At 74.7% G+C, this 16928-nt stretch carries 14 protein-coding genes, 1 pseudogene and 1 riboswitch; of the genes and pseudogenes, 6 read left to right on the top strand and 9 right to left on the bottom strand.

Features of this window, described 5'->3' with window-relative positions:
* Positions 1-91: 91 nt before the first annotated feature.
* Positions 92-880, top strand: coding sequence for a helix-turn-helix domain-containing protein (locus ACWGH1_RS08390; RefSeq protein WP_453356618.1), 789 nt, complete (start codon positions 92-94; stop codon positions 878-880).
* Positions 881-977: 97 nt separating this feature from the next.
* On the opposite strand, the gene ACWGH1_RS08385 is transcribed toward ACWGH1_RS08390, so the two are convergent.
* A complete protein-coding gene (locus ACWGH1_RS08385) occupies positions 978-1868 on the bottom strand; it encodes a bifunctional 5,10-methylenetetrahydrofolate dehydrogenase/5,10-methenyltetrahydrofolate cyclohydrolase (RefSeq protein WP_453356619.1) in 891 nt (296 codons plus the stop codon).
* A 28-nt stretch (positions 1869-1896) separates the two neighbouring features.
* A riboswitch (ZMP/ZTP riboswitch) is annotated at positions 1897-1989 on the bottom strand.
* Between the two features lie 134 nt (positions 1990-2123).
* Between ACWGH1_RS08385 and ACWGH1_RS08380 the strand changes: the two are divergent.
* Positions 2124-2791 (top strand): annotated as a pseudogene (locus ACWGH1_RS08380) (hypothetical protein); the annotation flags it as partial.
* A gap of 137 nt (positions 2792-2928) precedes the next feature.
* Entirely contained in the window at positions 2929-4515 is a 1587-nt protein-coding gene (locus ACWGH1_RS08375; protein ID WP_453408536.1) for an RNA polymerase sigma factor, read from the top strand.
* 64 nt (positions 4516-4579) lie between these two features.
* Here the strand turns inward: ACWGH1_RS08375 and ACWGH1_RS08370 are convergent, their stop codons facing one another.
* The 3 genes from ACWGH1_RS08370 to ACWGH1_RS08360 all read right to left on the bottom strand — a co-directional run bounded on the left by ACWGH1_RS08370 (position 4580) and on the right by ACWGH1_RS08360 (position 8664).
* Complete coding sequence (locus ACWGH1_RS08370; RefSeq protein ID WP_453357016.1) at positions 4580-5974, bottom strand: amino acid permease; 1395 nt, start codon at positions 5972-5974, stop codon at positions 4580-4582.
* Between the two features lie 74 nt (positions 5975-6048).
* Positions 6049-8172: a phage holin family protein gene (locus ACWGH1_RS08365; protein WP_453408535.1), complete on the bottom strand. Its 2124-nt coding sequence runs from the start codon at positions 8170-8172 to the stop codon at positions 6049-6051.
* 87 nt (positions 8173-8259) lie between these two features.
* A complete protein-coding gene (locus ACWGH1_RS08360) occupies positions 8260-8664 on the bottom strand; it encodes a hypothetical protein (RefSeq protein ID WP_453352090.1) in 405 nt (134 codons plus the stop codon).
* Positions 8665-8767: 103 nt separating this feature from the next.
* Here ACWGH1_RS08360 and ACWGH1_RS08355 point away from each other — a divergent pair, with 103 nt between their 5' ends.
* A complete protein-coding gene (locus ACWGH1_RS08355) occupies positions 8768-9544 on the top strand; it encodes an MBL fold metallo-hydrolase (RefSeq protein WP_453352089.1) in 777 nt (258 codons plus the stop codon).
* Positions 9541-10149, top strand: coding sequence for a DedA family protein (locus tag ACWGH1_RS08350; protein ID WP_453352088.1), 609 nt, complete (start codon positions 9541-9543; stop codon positions 10147-10149). The genes ACWGH1_RS08355 and ACWGH1_RS08350 overlap by 4 nt, the downstream gene beginning before the upstream one ends.
* 26 nt (positions 10150-10175) lie before the next feature.
* Here ACWGH1_RS08350 and ACWGH1_RS08345 read toward each other — a convergent pair whose 3' ends face one another.
* The 3 genes from ACWGH1_RS08345 to ACWGH1_RS08335 form a co-directional block, all read right to left on the bottom strand.
* Complete coding sequence (locus ACWGH1_RS08345) at positions 10176-11192, bottom strand: MBL fold metallo-hydrolase (protein WP_453352093.1); 1017 nt, start codon at positions 11190-11192, stop codon at positions 10176-10178.
* A 190-nt stretch (positions 11193-11382) separates the two neighbouring features.
* Positions 11383-12621 (bottom strand): aminotransferase class I/II-fold pyridoxal phosphate-dependent enzyme, encoded by a 1239-nt coding sequence (locus ACWGH1_RS08340; RefSeq protein WP_453408534.1) that lies wholly within the window; start codon positions 12619-12621, stop codon positions 11383-11385.
* A 97-nt stretch (positions 12622-12718) separates the two neighbouring features.
* A complete protein-coding gene (locus tag ACWGH1_RS08335; RefSeq protein WP_453352086.1) occupies positions 12719-13291 on the bottom strand; it encodes a TIGR03086 family metal-binding protein in 573 nt (190 codons plus the stop codon).
* Positions 13292-13482: 191 nt separating this feature from the next.
* Here ACWGH1_RS08335 and ACWGH1_RS08330 point away from each other — a divergent pair, with 191 nt between their 5' ends.
* The gene (locus ACWGH1_RS08330) at positions 13483-14292 is read left to right on the top strand and encodes a methyltransferase domain-containing protein (protein WP_453352085.1); all 810 of its coding nucleotides are present in this window, start codon (positions 13483-13485) and stop codon (positions 14290-14292) included.
* A 4-nt stretch (positions 14293-14296) separates the two neighbouring features.
* On the opposite strand, the gene ACWGH1_RS08325 is transcribed toward ACWGH1_RS08330, so the two are convergent.
* Together ACWGH1_RS08325 and ACWGH1_RS08320 are read right to left on the bottom strand one after the other, a co-directional pair.
* Positions 14297-16267 (bottom strand): DUF5107 domain-containing protein, encoded by a 1971-nt coding sequence (locus ACWGH1_RS08325; RefSeq protein ID WP_453352084.1) that lies wholly within the window; start codon positions 16265-16267, stop codon positions 14297-14299.
* An 81-nt stretch (positions 16268-16348) separates the two neighbouring features.
* On the bottom strand, positions 16349-16891 hold the full coding sequence (locus ACWGH1_RS08320) for a GNAT family N-acetyltransferase (protein ID WP_453352083.1): 543 nt from the start codon (positions 16889-16891) through the stop codon (positions 16349-16351).
* Positions 16892-16928 lie beyond the last annotated feature (37 nt).

Raw genomic sequence — 16928 nt, 5'->3', positions numbered from 1 at the left:
GGTTCCCACAGCGCGCGCCGCAGGGAAGGGCCCGCGCACCGGCGCGTGCCGTTTCTTCCGGCCGGCCGAGCCCGCCCCTTAACGTCGGGCCATGACTTCGGCGAGTGTGGGTGCGCTGCTGCGCACATGGCGGGAGCGGCGCGGGATCAGTCAGCTGGAGCTGGCGGGGCGCGCCGGTTCCTCGTCCCGGCACATCAGTTTCGTGGAGACCGGCCGGTCCCGGCCGAGCGAGGAGATGGTGCTGCGGCTGGCGGAGCACCTCGACGTACCGGTGCGGGAACGCAACGTCCTGCTGGTGGCGGCCGGTTTCGCGCCCCGGTACGCCTGCACCCCGCTGGACGCGCCGGAGCTGGGCCTGCTGCGCGAAGTGCTGGAGCGGCTACTGAGCGCGTACGAGCCGTATCCGGCGCTGGTGGTGGACGCGACGTACCAGGTGGTCGCGGCGAACCGGGGCATCACCAGGCTGCTGGAGGGCGTGGCCGAGCACTTGCTGGCGCCCCCGCCGAACGCGATGCGGCTCGCCTTGCACCCGCAGGGGCTCGCACCGCGGATCCGCAACCTGCGCGAGTGGCGCGGGCACCTGCTGGCGCAGATGGAACGGCAGATCGCGCTGGCCCGCTCGGAGCCGCTGCGCGCGCTGTACGAGGAGGTGTCGGCGTACCCGGTGGCGGAGGGGTCGGGCGACGGCGCACCGGCGGAAGCCGTTCCGTACATCGCGCTTCCGCTGGTGATCGAGCACGAGGGGCACGTCTTGTCCTTCGTGTCGTCCATCGCCACCTTCAACACCCCGATGGACGTGACCGTCGCCGAGCTGGCCATCGAGACGCTCCTGCCGGCCGACCCGGCGACGGCGAAGTACCTGCACGCACCTGGACCCTGAACCGCCCGGGCGCGCGGCGAACCGCCGGATCCCCGCCCGGGCCAGGACGACGGCCCGGGCGGGGATCCACGGCGGTGGCCGGGCCCGTCGGGGGGGCTCAGAGCTCCGTGAAGTCGAGGCCGGCCTGGGCCGCGGCCGCCCGGACGGTCTGCTCCAGCAGGACGGCGATGGTCATCGGGCCGACCCCGCCCGGTACCGGGGTGATCAGCGAGGTGCGGGCGGCGGCCGACTCGAAGTGGACGTCGCCGACGTTGCCCTCGTTGTACCCGGCGTCCAGCACGACCGCGCCCGGCTTGATGTCCTCGCCCCGGATGAATTCCGCCTTGCCGACGGCGGCGACCAGCACATCGGCCTGGCGCACGATGGAGGACAGGTCGCGGGTGCGGGAGTGACAGTAGGTGACGGTGGCGTTGCGCTCCAGCAGGAGCATCCCGGCGGGCTTGCCGAGGATCGCGCTGCGGCCGACCACGACGGCGTGCTTGCCGGTGAGGTCCACGTCGTACTCCTCCAGCAGCCGCATGATGCCGCCGGGCGTGCAGGAGACGAAGCCGGGCAGGCCGAAGCCCATGGCGGCGAAGGAGTGCATGGTGACGCCGTCGACGTCCTTGCCGGGGGCGATGGCCTCGAAGGCGGCGCGCTCGTCGATGTGGTGCGGCACGGGGTGCTGGAGCAGGATGCCGCTGATCCGCGGGTCCTCGGACAGCTCGGTGAGCGTGGCGACGAGTTCCGCGGTGGTGGTGGCGGCGGGCAGCTCGACGTGGCGGGAGGTGATCCCCGCCTTGGCGCAACGGTTCTGCTTCATGCGGACGTACGTGACGGACGCGGGGTCCTCGCCGACCAGCACGGTGGCCAGACAGGGCGCGGTGCCGGTGCGCTCGGTGAGTTCGGCGGCCCGGGCCGCGGTCTGCTCGGAGATGCGGCGGGCGAGGGCGGTGCCGTCCATCAGCCGGGCGGTCCGGTCCGGGGTGTCGGTCTGGGCAGTCGTCATGGGGGTCTCCTGGGCGTCGCTGCGGATCGCGGTTCGCCCAGGCGCGCGGCAGTCGGCGCACGAAGTACGCCGGGCCGCTCCCCGGTGGTGATCCACCCGAACGCCAGTCACGGCCCGCCCCCACTCTAGTCGACCCGTCGGGCGGGGCCCGGCGGGCGGCGGGGAATGCGGCGGACCATGCGCGCGCGAGCTGGGAGGATCCAGACATGACGCGCACTTTGGACCCCCCAGACTCCGTCCGGGGGGCCCTCAGCCGCGAAGGCGGACTCCGTCTCCGCGGACGGCTGGGACTTCTCCTGGCTCGACGGCCGGGCCACTGAGCAGCGGGAGGGTACCAGAAGCTGCTGGGCGAGCGGCTGGCCGGGGTCCGGTCCGCCCTGGGCATCCAGACCGGCGGCGGGGAGGTGCTCGCGGGCGCCGGGCCGCTGCCCCGGCTGACGGCGGCCACCGAGTCCTGGCCGCCGAACGTGGCCAAGGCCACGCGGTTGCTGCACCCGCTCGGAGCGGTCGTGGTCGCGGACGCCGACGAGCCGCCGCTGCCGTTCGGCGACGGGGCCTTCGAGCTGGTCAGCAGCCGGCACCCGGACGACGCCGTCGCCGGGGCGCGGGCCGCCGGCCTGGAAATCGCCGATCTGCGCTCGGAGCGGCTGCGGACGGAGTTCCACGACATCGGAGCCGTGATCTACTTCTTGAGGAAGGTGATCTGGATGGTGCCGGGCTTCACGGTCGGGCACTACCGCGACCGGCTGCGCGAGCTGCACGAACGGATCGAGCGTGAAGGCCCGTTCGTCGCACATACCGCCCGTTTCCTCATCAAAGCCCGCAATCGGGTTGAGTGGAGGGCGGGAGGAGGGCGGACGGATCGGGGCCCGATCGGGTTGCGCGGCCACAGCGTGGCGCAGGTCACTCAATTCAGCGCGTAACGAATCGACTCGGGCGTGCGATGAACCGACAGGTGTCCTCGCGCGGCCCGGAATACAGAGCCCCCTGGGGTCTGTTTCCCGAGTTCGCGCGATGATGTCCCGCCCACCCCTTATTTGTTCGCAACGAGAGGCTCCTTGTGTCGCTCAGCCCGTCCCGTACGTTCCCTCCGGAGATCGCCGAATCGGAGGCCCTCGTCGCGCTCGTCGAGCGCGGCCGCGAGCAGGGTCACATCAACGGTGACGATGTGCGTCAGGCCTTCGAGGCCGGCCGCATCCCGGTGGACCAGTGGAAGCGGGTCCTGCGCAGCCTGAACCAGGTCCTGGACGAGGAGGGTGTCGCACTGCACGTCAGCGCGGCCCCCGCCACGAAGGCCGCCGTCAAGAAGCCCCGCAAGGCGGCGGCCGCGCCTGCCCGCACCGTCACGAAGAAGGCGACCGCCGCGCCGCGGCCGATCGGCGCGCGCAAGGCCTCGGCCGGCGCGGCCCCCGCCGCCGCTGCGGCGATATCCGCTTCGCCGGCCACCGCCGAGGACGAGGTGACGGCCGAGGCCGCTGCCGAGCCCAAGAAGCGCGTGGTCAAGAAGACCGCCGCGAAGAAGGCCACGGCCACGAAGAAGACGGCCGCGGCGAAGAAGACCGGCGCCAAGGACTCCGACGAGGCCGAGACCCCGGCCGTCGAGGGTGAGGACTGGGCGGCCGAGGACCTCGCCGAAGAGGTCGAGGAAGGGGCCCCCAAGGCCGGCGGCACCCAGGGCTTCGTACTGTCCGACGACGACGAGGACGACGCCCCGGCGCAGACGGTCATGGTGGCCGGCGCCACCGCCGACCCCGTCAAGGACTACCTCAAGCTGATCGGCAAGGTGCCGCTCCTCAACGCCGAGCAGGAGGTCGAGCTCGCCAAGCGCATCGAGGCGGGCCTGTTCTCCGAGTACAAGCTCGAAGAGGAGGAGGACCACAAGCCCGCGTTCAAGCGCGAGCTGGAGATCCTCGTCGAGGACGGCCGCCGCGCGAAGAACCACCTGCTGGAGGCCAACCTCCGCCTCGTGGTCTCGCTCGCCAAGCGCTACACCGGCCGCGGCATGCTTTTCCTGGACCTGATCCAGGAGGGCAACGTCGGTCTGATCCGCGCCGTGGAGAAGTTCGACTACACCAAGGGCTTCAAGTTCTCCACCTATGCGACCTGGTGGATCCGGCAGGCGATCACCCGCGCCATGGCCGACCAGTCGCGCACCATCCGCATCCCCGTGCACATGGTCGAGATCATCAACAAGCTGGCCCGCGTCCAGCGCCAGATGCTCCAGGACCTCGGCCGGGAGCCCACTCCGGAGGAGCTGGGCAAGGAGCTCGACATGACCCCGGAGAAGGTCATCGAGGTCCAGAAGTACGGCCGCGAGCCGATCTCCCTGCACACCCCGCTGGGTGAGGAGGGCGACAGCGAGTTCGGTGACCTCATCGAGGACTCCGAGGCCGTGGTCCCGGCCGACGCGGTGTCGTTCACCTTCCTCCAGGAGCAGCTCCAGTCGATCCTGGGCACGCTCTCCGAGCGTGAGGCGGGTGTCGTCTCCATGCGTTACGGTCTCAACGACGGCCAGCCGAAGACGCTGGACGAGATCGGCCGCGTGTACGGGGTCACCCGTGAGCGCATCCGCCAGATCGAGTCCAAGACCATGTCGAAGCTGCGCCACCCGTCGCGTTCCCAGGTGCTGCGCGACTACCTGGACTGACCGGACCGGACACGAACCGGCCCGGGCCCCCGTGAGTGCGGGGGCCCGGGCCGGTTTCCGTGGCTCACGCGTCCGGCCGCCCGGCCCGTCGCGCGGCCATCACGGCGTAGCAGAAGACGCCCGCGAAGAGGAACAGGACGCCCTGGTAGACGGCGGCGTACCCGGAGCCGGCGACCAGCCACATGGAGAAGGCGAAGGCCAGGCAGGCCAGGGCGGCGTCGCGGACCAGCCGGCCGCGCCGGACCCGGGAGCGCTGTCCGGAGGCGAGGAAGTAGACCTGCGCGGCCGTGGACAGCAGGTAGGGGACGGTCGCCGTGAAGGTGGTGACCAGCACCAGGACCTCGAAGACGCCGTCGCCGCCGGCGGTGTAGTTGTAGACGGTCAGCGCGGAGGCCAGGGCGGCGGTCACCAGGACGCCGGCCACCGGGACCCCGCGCCGCTTCGTCTCGAAGACCTTGGGGAAGAGCCCGTCGCGGGCGGCGGCGTACGGGGTCTGCGCGCTGAGCAGGGTCCAGCCGTTGAGGGCGCCGACCATCGAGATCACCGCGGCGCAGGCGACCAGCGTGCCGCCCCAGGTGCCGCCGAACATCGCGTCGACGGCGTCGGAGAAGGGCGCCTGGGAGGTGACGAGCTTCTCGTGTGCGACCAGCCCGAAGACGGCCAGGGTGCCCAGCAGGTAGACGGCGGCCGCGCCCGTGGTGCCGAGGACGGTGGCCCGGCCGACGTTGCGGGCCGGGTCGCGGACCTCACCGGCGCTGACGGCGGCGGACTCTACGCCGAGGTAGCTGAACAGCAGGATCGCGGCGGCGGCGGAGACCGCTCCGACGGGGCTCTGGCCGGTCGCCTGGAAGGGGCCCAGGTTCGCCGGGTCGAAGGAGAACAGGCCGCCGACGGCCACCAGCAGGAGCGGGGCGAACTTGAGCACGGTCGAGACGAGTTGCACGGCGCCCACGTACCGGGTGCCGGCCAGGTTGGCGAGCGCCGGCAGCCACTGCACGGCGAGGGCGCCCAGGCACATGGACCACGTGTGCTCCCCGAGCGCCGGGAAGAGCACGCGGAGGTAGCCGACGGCGGCCACGGCGAGGGCCGCGTTCGATACCCAGGTGGTGATCCAGTAGCTCCAGGCGGCGAGGAACCCGGCGAAGTCGCCGAAGGCCGCGCGGGCGTAGACGTACGGGCCGCCGGTCTGCGGCAGCCGCTCCGCGAGGCGGCCGAAGACGAGGGCGAGGGCGATCGCACCGACGGTGAGCACGCCGAAGGCGACGAGGCTGATCGTGCCGAAGGGGGCCACCGAGGCGGGCAGGAGGAAGATGCCGCCGCCGATGATGTTGCCCATGACCAGGCAGGTGGCGACCGGCAGACCGAAGCGGCGGGCGTGCGGGCCGGCCGCGCCGTCGGCGGGAGTGGCGGCCGGGGCGGTTTCCGGTGCGGTTTCCGGGGCGTGCAGAGTGGTGCTCACGGGTGGTGCGCCTCAGGTGTTTCATATGCTGGACGGGTCGGCATATCGTCGTGCACACCAAAAGCCGCACCAAATCAGCGGTTTTCGTCCCGTACGGGCACCCCTGCGGACGGAAAGATTCCGCTCGGGGCGGCCTCCGGCCGGGAATCCTCCGCCGACGCCTCCGCCGACGCTTCCACCGGCACCTGGGGCCCGTCCGCCTCGCGCAGCCAGCGCCGCATGACTCGGTGCACGGCTTCCGCACCCACCAGCACGGGTCCCGGATCCGACAGCTCCGGCGGCCACATCAGGAACGCGTGGCCCTGCTCGCCGCCGAGCCCGCCGTGCGAGCCGATCTGCTCCTCGAAGGCGTGCACCACCCCGGTCCGCGGGTCGCAGGCCGAGTTGACCATGATGTCGGCAACGTGCGGGAAGGAGTCCGTGCGGCGGACGGCCTCGGCCGCGCCCGGGCCGAAGCCCGCGAGCAGCGCCTCCGCCCCGCCGGGGCGGTCCAGCCGGGCCGCCGCGCCGTCCGGGCCCAGGACCTCCCCGTCCACCAGGAGGAAACCGATCCCCGGGTGGTTGGCGAGGGTGGGCAGCAGGGCGGGGTGGGCGCGCTCGATCCACGCCCGGCCCGCCCGCCCCGGTACGTCCGGGAAGGAGATCAGCCCGAGGTTGCCCGACGCCAGGACCACCGGGTCGGAACCCGTCGCCGGGTGCGCCTCCTCCCCCTCCTCCACCGGCCGGTGCAGGGCGGCGAGCACCGCCGCCCGGGCCTCGGCGCCGCTGCGGGTCCGCCCCGCCCGGCGGGAGACCGGCAGCCCGCAGCCGGCCCGGACCAGGTCCTTCAAGGTGAGCCCGTACCGGCCGAGGAAGGTCTCCCCCGGGCTCTGGCCGTGGTCCGAGAGCAGCACGATCCGGTAGGCGCGGGGCGTGTGCTCGGCGACCCGGGTGATCAGCGCGAGGCTGCGGTCGAGTCGGGCCAGCACCCGGTCGGTGTCCGGACCGTGCGGTCCCGAGTGGTGCGCGACCTCGTCGTAGGCGACCAGGTCGGCGTAGACGGCGGCGCGGCCGGCGAGCATGTCCCCGACCACCGCCGCCACCACCACGTCCCGTTCCACGACGGTCGCGAAGGCCCGGATCAGCGGGTACAGGCCGCCGCGGCCGACGCGCGGGCTCTGGCGGCGGACCCGGGACCGTAGCGACTGGCCGATCTCCCGGCCCACCTCGGCGACGAAGGAGACGGCGGTGCGGACGGCGTTGGCCGGGTCCGAGAAGTACGCGAAGTAGCCCGCGCGGGAGCGGTTGGCCCGGCCGCGCCGGGCGGAGAGGGAGAGCACCAGCGCGAGCTGGTCGGCGCCCCCGCTGAACAGGTTGCCGCGGCTGGCCCCGTCGAGGGTGAGCAGCCCCCCGTCGCCGGTGCGGGCGATGGCGCGCCGCTGGAGTTCGGCGGCGCTGGCCGGGCGGTTGCAGACCATCACCTCGCCGGTGTCCTTCTCGTACCAGCGGAAGGCCGGCACGTCGAAGGTGGAGCCGTGCAGGATGCCGAGCTGGCTGGCGCCGGTCTGGCTGGACCAGTCCGTGCGCCACGGCATGAGGCGGTGGCCGCGCTCCAGCAGGCCGGCCGCCGTCGGCATCAGGCCGCGGTCCAGCGCCCGGCGCAGTTCCTCGTGTCCGACGCCGTCCAGCTGGAGGAAGACCAGGCCGGGCGCCGCCCGGCCGGCGCGGCGAGCCGCGGCCCCGGGCCCGCGGCGGCGGCGCCGGTCGGCGAGCCGGTAGAGCCTGCGGCGGTAGGCGTCGTCGTCCCGTACGGCGAGCGCGGTGGAGGTCGCCGACGCCACCGCGGACATCGCCGCGGCGACGAGGACCGCCGTCTCGGGGGCCACCTCGCCGTGGCCGTCGGGGACCAGGCCGATCGCGATCAGCAGCAGCGACCCGTTGAGGAAGAACACGAGCAGTCCGAGCACCAGCGCGGGCACCAGCAGCAGGGCCCGCACGAGCAGCGGCCACACCAGCGCGCTCAGCAGGCCGAAGGCCCCCGCGCCCCAGGCGGCCGTCAGCCCGATCCGGGTGAGGCTGTCGCCGCCGGGGCCGGCCGCCTGGAGGCGGAAGTCCGGCAGCACGCCCGCGAGCACGAGCATGGTGAGCGTCGACACCGCCCACACGAGGACCACCCGCACCAGCGCACTGCCCGCGCTCCGCCACCGCCGTCGCCCCACGCCGCACCCCCGTTCCCGGTTCCACTGCCAGCGTCGCACGGGTCGGGTCGTCCGGGAGGGTGACGCGGAAGGCCCGCGCGGGGGTCGTCAGGTGCCGTCGTAGCCGGCGGTCGGCATGGAGAGCCTGCGGTGCACCTCGGCCTTCATGGCGGAGGTGTAGGTGGGTTCGTCCTGCCCCGCCGTCTCCAGCCGTACGCCGCGCCGCTCGCACTCGGCGGTGAACTCCTCGACGGAGCGCAGTGCGCGGGCCAGGACCCGGCGGTTGGCGGTGACGAACAGGTCGACCTGTCCGGCGTCGATGTCGCGCCAGAGCCCGCAGTGGTCGGCCCGCAGGCCGTAGACCAGCAGGTGCCGGGTCACGACGTACCCGTGGTCGGCGGCCCAGCGCGCGCACATGGCGTGCTGGCCACGGGTGTCCACGGCGAAGGGGTCGGCATCGAGTTCCTCGAGCGGGGCCAGGCTGGCGATCGCGGCCACGCGCAGCGCATCCATGGCGGGAGACCCTACTCCGATCCCCGGCCCGGGAGGAGGGGGCGACCGGTCACGGTTGCGCGCGCTTCGGCCTACTCTCGGGGGGACGAGGAGGGAGATCCGCGTGGCGGTGGAGATCACCTGGTGGGGGCATGCCACCTGCACGGTGGAGGACTCCGGCGTACGGGTGCTGACGGACCCGCTGTTCGCCCGGCGGCTCGCGCACCTGAGGCGGCGGTGCGGGGCGCTGCCGCCGCCCCGGGCGGCCGACGCCGACGTGGTGCTGGTCTCGCACCTGCACGCCGACCACCTGCACCTGCCCTCGCTGGCCCGGCTCGCCCCCGGAACGGGGCTGCTGGTGCCGCGGGGGGCGCTGGGCGCCGTACCGGCACTGGCCCGCGTCGCTGCCGCGGGCGGGCTGGCGTTGACGGAAGTGGCGCCGGGCGAGGAGGTCACCGTACGCGGGGGGCTGCGCGTACGGGCGGTCAGCGCGCGGCACGACGGGCGGCGGCTGCCCTTCGGCCCGCACCGGGCCCCGGCGCTCGGGTTCGTGGTGCGGGGCTCGGCGCGGACGTACTTCGCCGGGGACACCGGGCTGTTCGACACGATGGCCGAGGAGGTCGGGCCGGTGGACGTGGCACTGCTCCCGGTGGGCGGCTGGGGGCCGTACCTGGGCCCGGGTCACCTCGACGCGGGCCGCGCGGCGCGGGCGCTGGCGCAGCTGGCTCCGGCGGCGGCGGTTCCGGTGCACTACGGGACGTACTGGCCGATCGGGATGGACGCCGTCCGGCCGCACGAGTTCCACTCCCCCGGCGAGGAGTTCGTCCGCCTCGCGGCCCGGCTGGCCCCGAAGGTGACGGTACGTGCCCTCGCGCACGGCGATCGGGTGCGGCTGCCGTGACGCTGTGGCAGGAGGCGGCGGAGAGCAGCCGGCAGGCCGTGGGCTACCCGGCGTTGTTCGTGCTGGTGGCGCTGGGTGCGCTGGTGCCGGTGATCCCGACGGGGGCGCTGGTGAGTTCGGCCGCGGTGGTGGCGTTCCATCAGCCGACGCTCCCCTTCGGGCTGTTGCTGGTGTTCGGGGTGTCCGCGCTCGCCGCGTTCGTCGGAGACCTCGCGCTGTACTGGCTCGGGCGCAGCGGAGTGCGCTCGCGGGGCGGCTCGCGGTGGCTGGAGCGGCTGCGGGGCCGGGCCACGCCGGAGCGGCTGGCACGGGCGCAGCGCAGGCTCGACGAGAACGGGGTGACGGTCCTGGTGGTCTCGCGGCTGGTTCCGGCGGGGCGGATCCCGGTGATGCTGGCGTGCCTGCTGGCGGGGCTGCCGCTGCGGCGGTTCGCGCGGGGCGACGGGCCGGCGTGCCTGGTGTGGGCGGCCACGTACGGGCTGATCGGGATCCTGGGCGGGGCACTGTTCGCACAGCCGTGGCAGGGGGTGGCCGTGGCGGTGGGTGTGACCCTGCTGATCAGCGCGGCCCCGGCGCTGTGGCACCGGCTGCGGCCGCCGCCCTGAGCGGGGCCGGTCTCCGGGGCCGGGGCTCAGAAGGCGCGGGAGGCCCCGATGGGCAGGTCCCACAGGCGCTCGCGCGGCAGCCCCGCCCGGGACCAGGCGGCGCGCACCCGGTGCAGGGGTTCGATCACGGGCTCCGCCGAGAGGACGAACGTGGCCCAGTGCATGGGCGCCATCCGGCGGGCCCCGACGTCCAGGCAGGCCCGGACCGCCTCCTCGGGGTCGGTGTGCACGTCGCGCAGCCACCAGCGCGGGGCATAGGCGCCGATGGGCAGGAGGGCGAGATCGATGCCGGGGTGCCGTCGGCCGATCTCGCCGAACCAGTGGCCGTAGCCGGTGTCCCCCGCGAAGTAGACCTTCTTGCCCGTGGCCGTGTCCGTCAGCACCCAGCCGCCCCACAGGGTCCGGCAGCCGTCCAGCAGGGACCGCTTCGACCAGTGGTGGGCGGGCACGAAGTCGAAGCGCACGCCGTCCAGTTCGGCCGCCTCCCACCAGTCGAGCTCGGTGACACGGGTGAACCCGCGGCGGCGGAACCAGCGGGCCAGGCCGGCCGGGACGAAGAGGGCGGTGTGCCGGGGCAGCCGCTTGAGGGTGGGGGCGTCGAGGTGGTCGAAGTGGTTGTGGCTGATCACCACCGCGTCCACGGGAGGCAGTTGCGCCCAGGGCACGCCCACGGGCGTCATCCGGGCCGGGGTCCCGAGGATCCGCCGGGACCACACGGGGTCGGTCAGTACCGTGAACCCGCCGGCCCGCAGCACCCAGCTGGCGTGCCCCGCCCACGTGGCGCACACCGTCCCGGGAGCCGACGGGGGCAGCGGCGCCGGCCGGTACGGCAGGTCGGGGATCCCGGTGAGCCCTTCGGCGCCCGGCCGGAAGGCGCCCTCACGGGCCAGCCGGGCGAGGGCCCGTACGCCGGGCAGCGGGGTGGTCAGCCGGTCGGCGAACGAGCGCGGCCAGGAGCGGAGTTCCCCGAGCGGCCGGGGCGCGGGCAGGGCGGGTACGGGCGGCGCGGCAGGGCCCGCGGACACGGCGGATACGGGGGGCACGACGGGGCCCGCCGGTGGAGCGGCCGCGGCCGGGTCGGCGGGCGGAGCCGTGGCCGGCTCGGGGCGGACCGGCTCGGGGCGCGCCGCTCCCGCGCGTACGGCCCGGGCCGCCCTCTCGGGCCCGACGGCGTCCCTCTGGTCCCTCACGAGAAGTCTCCGTTCGCCTGCTCGGTCGCCTTGGTCGTCGGTTTCAGTCCGCCAGGGCCGCCAGCACCGACCGGAGCCGGTCCAGGCAGGCCCGTACGTGCGGCAGCTCCAGGGGCTCCCGGGCGGTGAGGGAGGCCAGCCCCTGCTGGGGGCCGGCCCCCAGCAGCGGTCCCGTCGACAGGCGCACCCGCAGGGCGTCGGGAGCGTCCGCGAACCGCTGGCCGCCGGGGGCCGGCGCGCCCAGCCGGGCGCCGAGCCAGTCCTCCAGTTCCATCGCGTCACCCACCCCGTGCCGGGCCAGCCCGGTGCGGAGCGGGGAGAGGTCCGCGTACAGGTGGCGGCCGGCCTGCGGGGGCCGGGCGAACGCCCCGACGGCGAGCAGTTCGCGGTGCGCCGCGGCGGCCACCGCGCCGTGCAGGGCTGCGGCCGCGTACGCCCGTTCGGAGACGGCGTCGGGTTCGTGGAGCGCGTGCGCGGCGGCCCCGGCGACCGGGCCGGCGACGAATGCGCCGGTGGCGGTGAGGACGTCGAGCGTGCGCGCCCGCAGCCCGCTTCCGCGCGCGGTGCCGGGAAAGCGGACCACTGCCGCGGGCCAGCCGGAGGGCAGCAGCGACCCGGACAGGTCGACCAGTACGGCGGCCCGGTCGGGCAGCATCTCGGCGGGACTCAGCACCAGCGTCTCGTGCGGCCGGTGCACGGTGTCGCGCCAGCTCTCGTCGCTCACCACGAACAGCCCGGCGGACTCGGCTGCCTCGCAGGCCTCGCGCACCATCTCGGGCGGCGGCACGGTGGCGGTCGGGTCGTCGGCGACGGACAGCAGCAGGACGCGCGGGTCACCGCCCTCGGCTCGCACCCGCCGGACGGTTTCCAGCAGGGCGTACGGGTCGGGTACGCCCCCGCACTCGGCGGGCGTCGGCACGTGGTAGGCCCGCCGTCCCAGGAGCCGTACCTGCGGCGTCCACCAGGCGGGACAGGGCCGGGGCAGCAGCACGTCGCCGCCGTACGCACCGAGCAGCGCGAGCAGCAGCGCGGGCGCGCCGGGGCCCGCGGCGACGTCCTCGGGCCGGCTGGGCAGCCCGCGCCGGGTCCAGAAGCCGCAGGCGGCCTCGCGGACCGCCTCCCCGCCGCCCGGGGGCTCGGGGGCGGCCCGTCCGGCGGCCCGGGCGAGGACAGCGGTGAGTTCGGGCAGGACGGGCAGGCCGGGCTGCGGGGCGGGCGGTCCGTAGCGGACGTTGCCGCGCTCCTGCTCCGTGGTCCGCCCCGGCCCCGCCGTCCCCGACATCGCGCCGCCGCCTTCCCTCGTTCCGTCCCCGGGTCGCCTCTCCGCCGAATCATGCCCTTTATACGGTTATTTACCCGCTATCGCCCGCCCGTGCGGGTCACGCCCGTCTCCCCAGCAGCCCGAGCAGCCGGGTCTGCGCGTCCGCACCCGGCGGCACCTCCAGCGGCTCGGCGTACATCCCGGACGGGGCGAGCGCGTCGGCGTACGGCAGGACCTCCTTGAGGGAGAACTCGACGAGGCCTTCGGGCATCCGCTCGTCGGCGCCGATGGCCCGCGAGAGGTCCCACGCGTGGACGACGCAGTCGGCGGTCACTTCCGAGCAGTACGCCGACCCGAGCACGGCTCCGTACGAGAGCTTCACCGTCCTGCCGAGGGCGCCGGGCGCGGCGAACGCCGAGTGCGCGGCGACGGCCGCCCGCTCCCAGGCGACCACCGGGTGCTCGCCGAGCAGGTCGCCGGAGAGTTCGTCGCCGACCTCCCCGACCGTACGGCCCTCGGTGAGCAGCGGCGGCACCCAGAGCTGCTCGCCGGTGACGTGGTTGACCAGGTCCCGCACGGTCCACTCGGCGCAGGGGGTCGGGGCGCCCCACTGCTCGGCCGTGATGGCGCGCACCCGCGCACCGAACAGCCGCAGCGCCTGCGCGTGCTGTCGGAGCAGCGTTTCAGGCATGGGTCCCACCGCCCTCGGACGTGGCCGCTCCCCCATGGGGCCCACTGTCCTCGTACCCGGGTTGACCTGCCACCGACCAGCGCGGCATCCTTGCCAGGCAGCACGTGTGTCCACATGTCAAAACGCATATCTCAGATTCCGAGCGGATCCTCTACGGTGATCACACGCTTCGACGAGGAGGAGTCACCGCCATGAAGGAGACCGTCTACACGCACGGCCACCACGAGTCGGTGCTGCGTTCGCACCGCTGGCGCACCGCCCGGAACTCGGCCGCGTACCTGATCGGCGAACTGCGGCCGGGCATGTCGGTCCTGGACGTGGGCTGCGGCCCCGGCACCATCACAGCGGACCTTGCGGAGCTGGTCTCCCCGGGCGGCCGGGTCACGGCGGTCGACGCGGCGGCGGAGGTCCTGGAACAGGCCCGGGCGTACGTGGCGGAGCGCGCGCCGGGCGTGCCCGTCGAGTTCGCCACGGCGGACGTGCACGCGCTGGACTTCCCGGACGGGTCCTTCGACGTGGTCCATGCCCACCAGGTGCTCCAGCACGTCGCGGATCCGGTACGAGCGCTGCGCGAGATGCGGCGGGTGTGCCGGCCGGGCGGGATCGTGGCCGCGCGGGACGCGGACTACGCGGCGATGACCTGGTTCCCGCAGACGCCGGGCCTGGAGGAGTGGCAGGGGCTGTACCGCCGGGTGGCGCGGGCCAACGGCGGCGAACCGGACGCGGGACGACGGCTGCTGTCGTGGGCGCGGGCGGCCGGGTTCACCGAGGTGGCGTCCTCGGCGACGGCCTGGTGCTACGCCACGGCGGACGAGGTCGCCTGGTGGTCCTCCCTTTGGGCGGACCGCACGACGGCTTCGGCGTACGCGTCGCTGGCGACCTCGGGCGGCCACGCCGCACCGGCCGAACTGACCGCGATCGCCGCGGCGTGGCACAACTGGGGCGCGGCCCCGGACGCCTGGTTCTCGGTCCTGAACGGGGAGGTCCTGGCCCGCGCTTGAGGGGTCAGGGCGTCTTGGGGCGCATGCGGAAGTCGTAGGCCGGGGGCAGGGGGCGGTCCGTGAGCGCGGACCAGACGTGCTCCAGGGTTTCCTCCCCCTCGCGCAGATCGGGCACCTCGAAGCCGTCCTCGAAGACCCGCCGGGCCGCGCCGAGATGGCCCTCCGCCGCCAGCAGCCGCGCCGCGAGGAGCCGGAACCGGCCGTGTTCCCGCAGGGCGGGCCGCAGCCGGTCCCAGACCGAGCGCGCCGCCCCGAGGCGGCCGGCCGCCAGGAGGGCCGTCAGTGCCTCCCGGCCCAGCGCCGATTCCGCCGCGCGCCACGGTTCGCCGCCCCGGCTCTCCTGCACCAGGTCCTCGAAGGCCTCCGTGTAGCGGTCCGCCGCCCGCTCGGCGTCACCGGCCAGCGCGTCGGCCACGGCCAGGCACCTCAGCAGCGGCCACCTGGAGGGCGCGAGCGCCAGGCCGCGCTCCCAGCTGCGTACGGCCTGGGCCACGTCCCCGGCGTGCCACTGGGCGACGCCCAGGTGGTACTCGGTCAGCGGGTCGGCGGGGGCGGTCTCCAGCATGTCCCGCCAGTGCGGGGCCACCAGGGTGTCCCCCGGCGGAGCCACCCGGCGCGGTGCCGGGAAGACGCCGGTCCGCCACAGTTCCAGCCAGGGCGCCTGCGCCTCCCCCAGCGTGGCCTCCGGGAACGGGGTGCCGGGCAGCTTGAAGCCCCCGCAGAGCACCTCCAGCGCACCCCACCCGGAGCCGGCCGCCAGCCGCTCCCCCGGCTCGGCGTCGGCCGATGCGCGCCACGCCGCGTACGCCGCCTCCACCCGCTCGGCGGGCAGCGCGGCCTCCAGGGCCGCCGAGGCCGCGCCGCGCGCCGCCGCCCAGTCGGGGCCGTGCACGGCGGCGGGGTCCGCGCCGAGCGGCCCGTACGCCTCGAGCCAGCTGAACTCCGCCCCGGCTTCGAGGCGTACGTGCTCCAGCTGGGTGCGGGCGAGCCCGGCCTGGATCTCGGCGTAGCCGCCCGTACCGGGTTCGGTGAGCCACTCCTGCCAGCGCCGGCCGCCGTCGCCCGCGCCCCAGGTGAACAGCTTGCGCCCGCGCAGCAGCGCGGTGGAGGTCTGCACGAGGCCGCGGCCCTCGGCGTCGAGGGAGGCGATCCACGGCCGGGCGCCTTCCGGGAGCTCGTAGAAGTAGTCGGCGGGGTGCGCGCCGCGCGGCGGGTAGGTGCGGTCCGCGCCTTCCCAGTCCGGGACCGGGATCCGCCGCAGCGAGCGCTCGTAGCCGAAATGCCAGGCCTCGTCCGCCGGCGCCAGCACACGGCTGCCGGGGTCGTCGGGGACGGCGGTGTTGGACCACCAGTAGACGGGGGCGGTCCGCTCGTGCGGGTTGCGCACGCGGACGCCCACGTACAGGAACTCCGACTCCTGCGGCAGCCACAGGTCCACTTGGAACGGCAGGTCGCGCAGCCGCTCCCACTCCCACAGCCGGACCATCACGCCGCCGTCCGGGGCCGGGACGAGCGCGGCGTGCAGCGGGGCGCAGGACAGGGTGGTGTGCCCGGTGGCGCCGATGTTCCACTCCACGCCGCCCGAGAACCAGGCGCCGTTGAGGGCGAAGTTGGCGGGCTGGAACACCGGGTTGCGGTACAGGAGTTCCCGGCCGGTCGGGAGGTGGAGGAGCGAGTGGATCCGGCCGCCGAGCCCGGGCAGGACCGTGACGCGCAGGTGGGCGTTCTCGATGACGACGGCTTCGAAGTCGCTCCTGCGCCGGGCGCGTCCGTACCCGTCGCGGATCCGTACGGGCAGCAGGGAGCGCAGTGGTTCGTAGCCGATCTGCCGGGCCATGTCGCGCGGCAGCCCCTGCCGCGCCCGCTCGTCCAGTACGTGTACCTCGGCGGGCGCGCGCAGGGCGGGCAGTGGGTTCTCGGGGCCGAGCGGGGCGGCGGGCAGGGTCAGCTGGGCACGTCGGACGGTGGTGGCCATGAAGGAATGGAACACGCCGCACCGGCCGGTGCACAGGGGTTCCGCGGATCACCACCGGTCAGGATTACGCAAAGCGGTGGCCTACGGTGCGGTCAGCGCCCAGCGCTCGTGGTCCCGCCAGGCGCCGTCGACGTGGAGGAAGGCGGGGGAGAAGCCCTCCAGCCGGAAGCCGTGCCGGCCTACGAGCGCGATCGAGGCGGTGTTGCCGGGCTGGATGTTGGCTTCGAGCCGGTGCAGGCCGAGGCCGTTCTCCCCGGCCGGGGTGAAGGCGTGGGCGAGGACGAGGCCGAGCGCCTCGCCGAGCAGCCCGCGGCCCGCCGCGTGGGCGAAGGCCCCGTAGCCGAGGGCGCCGCACTGGAAGGCGCCGCGGACGATGTTGTTGATGTTGACGAAGCCGGCCAGCGCGCCGGTGGCGCGTTCGCAGACGAGGAATCCGGCGCCCCCGTCACCGGCGAGGCGGGCCGCGTAGTGCTCGTAGGCCTCTACGGTGTCGGGCGGGGACAGCCAGGGCCGGTGCAGTTCCCGGCTCTCCCGCACCCGGGCGGTGAACTCGGGCCCGTCGGCGGCGCGGTAGCCGCGGATCCCGACGCGGGGCCCCTCGCGGAGGTAGTGAAGATCGGCCATCGGCCCACCCTACGCCCGCGGGTGGGGCCGCGGGCCG

It is taken from the genome of Streptomyces sp. NPDC054883 (genome assembly GCF_053610645.1).
This window is presented reverse-complemented; position numbering and strand designations above follow the sequence as displayed.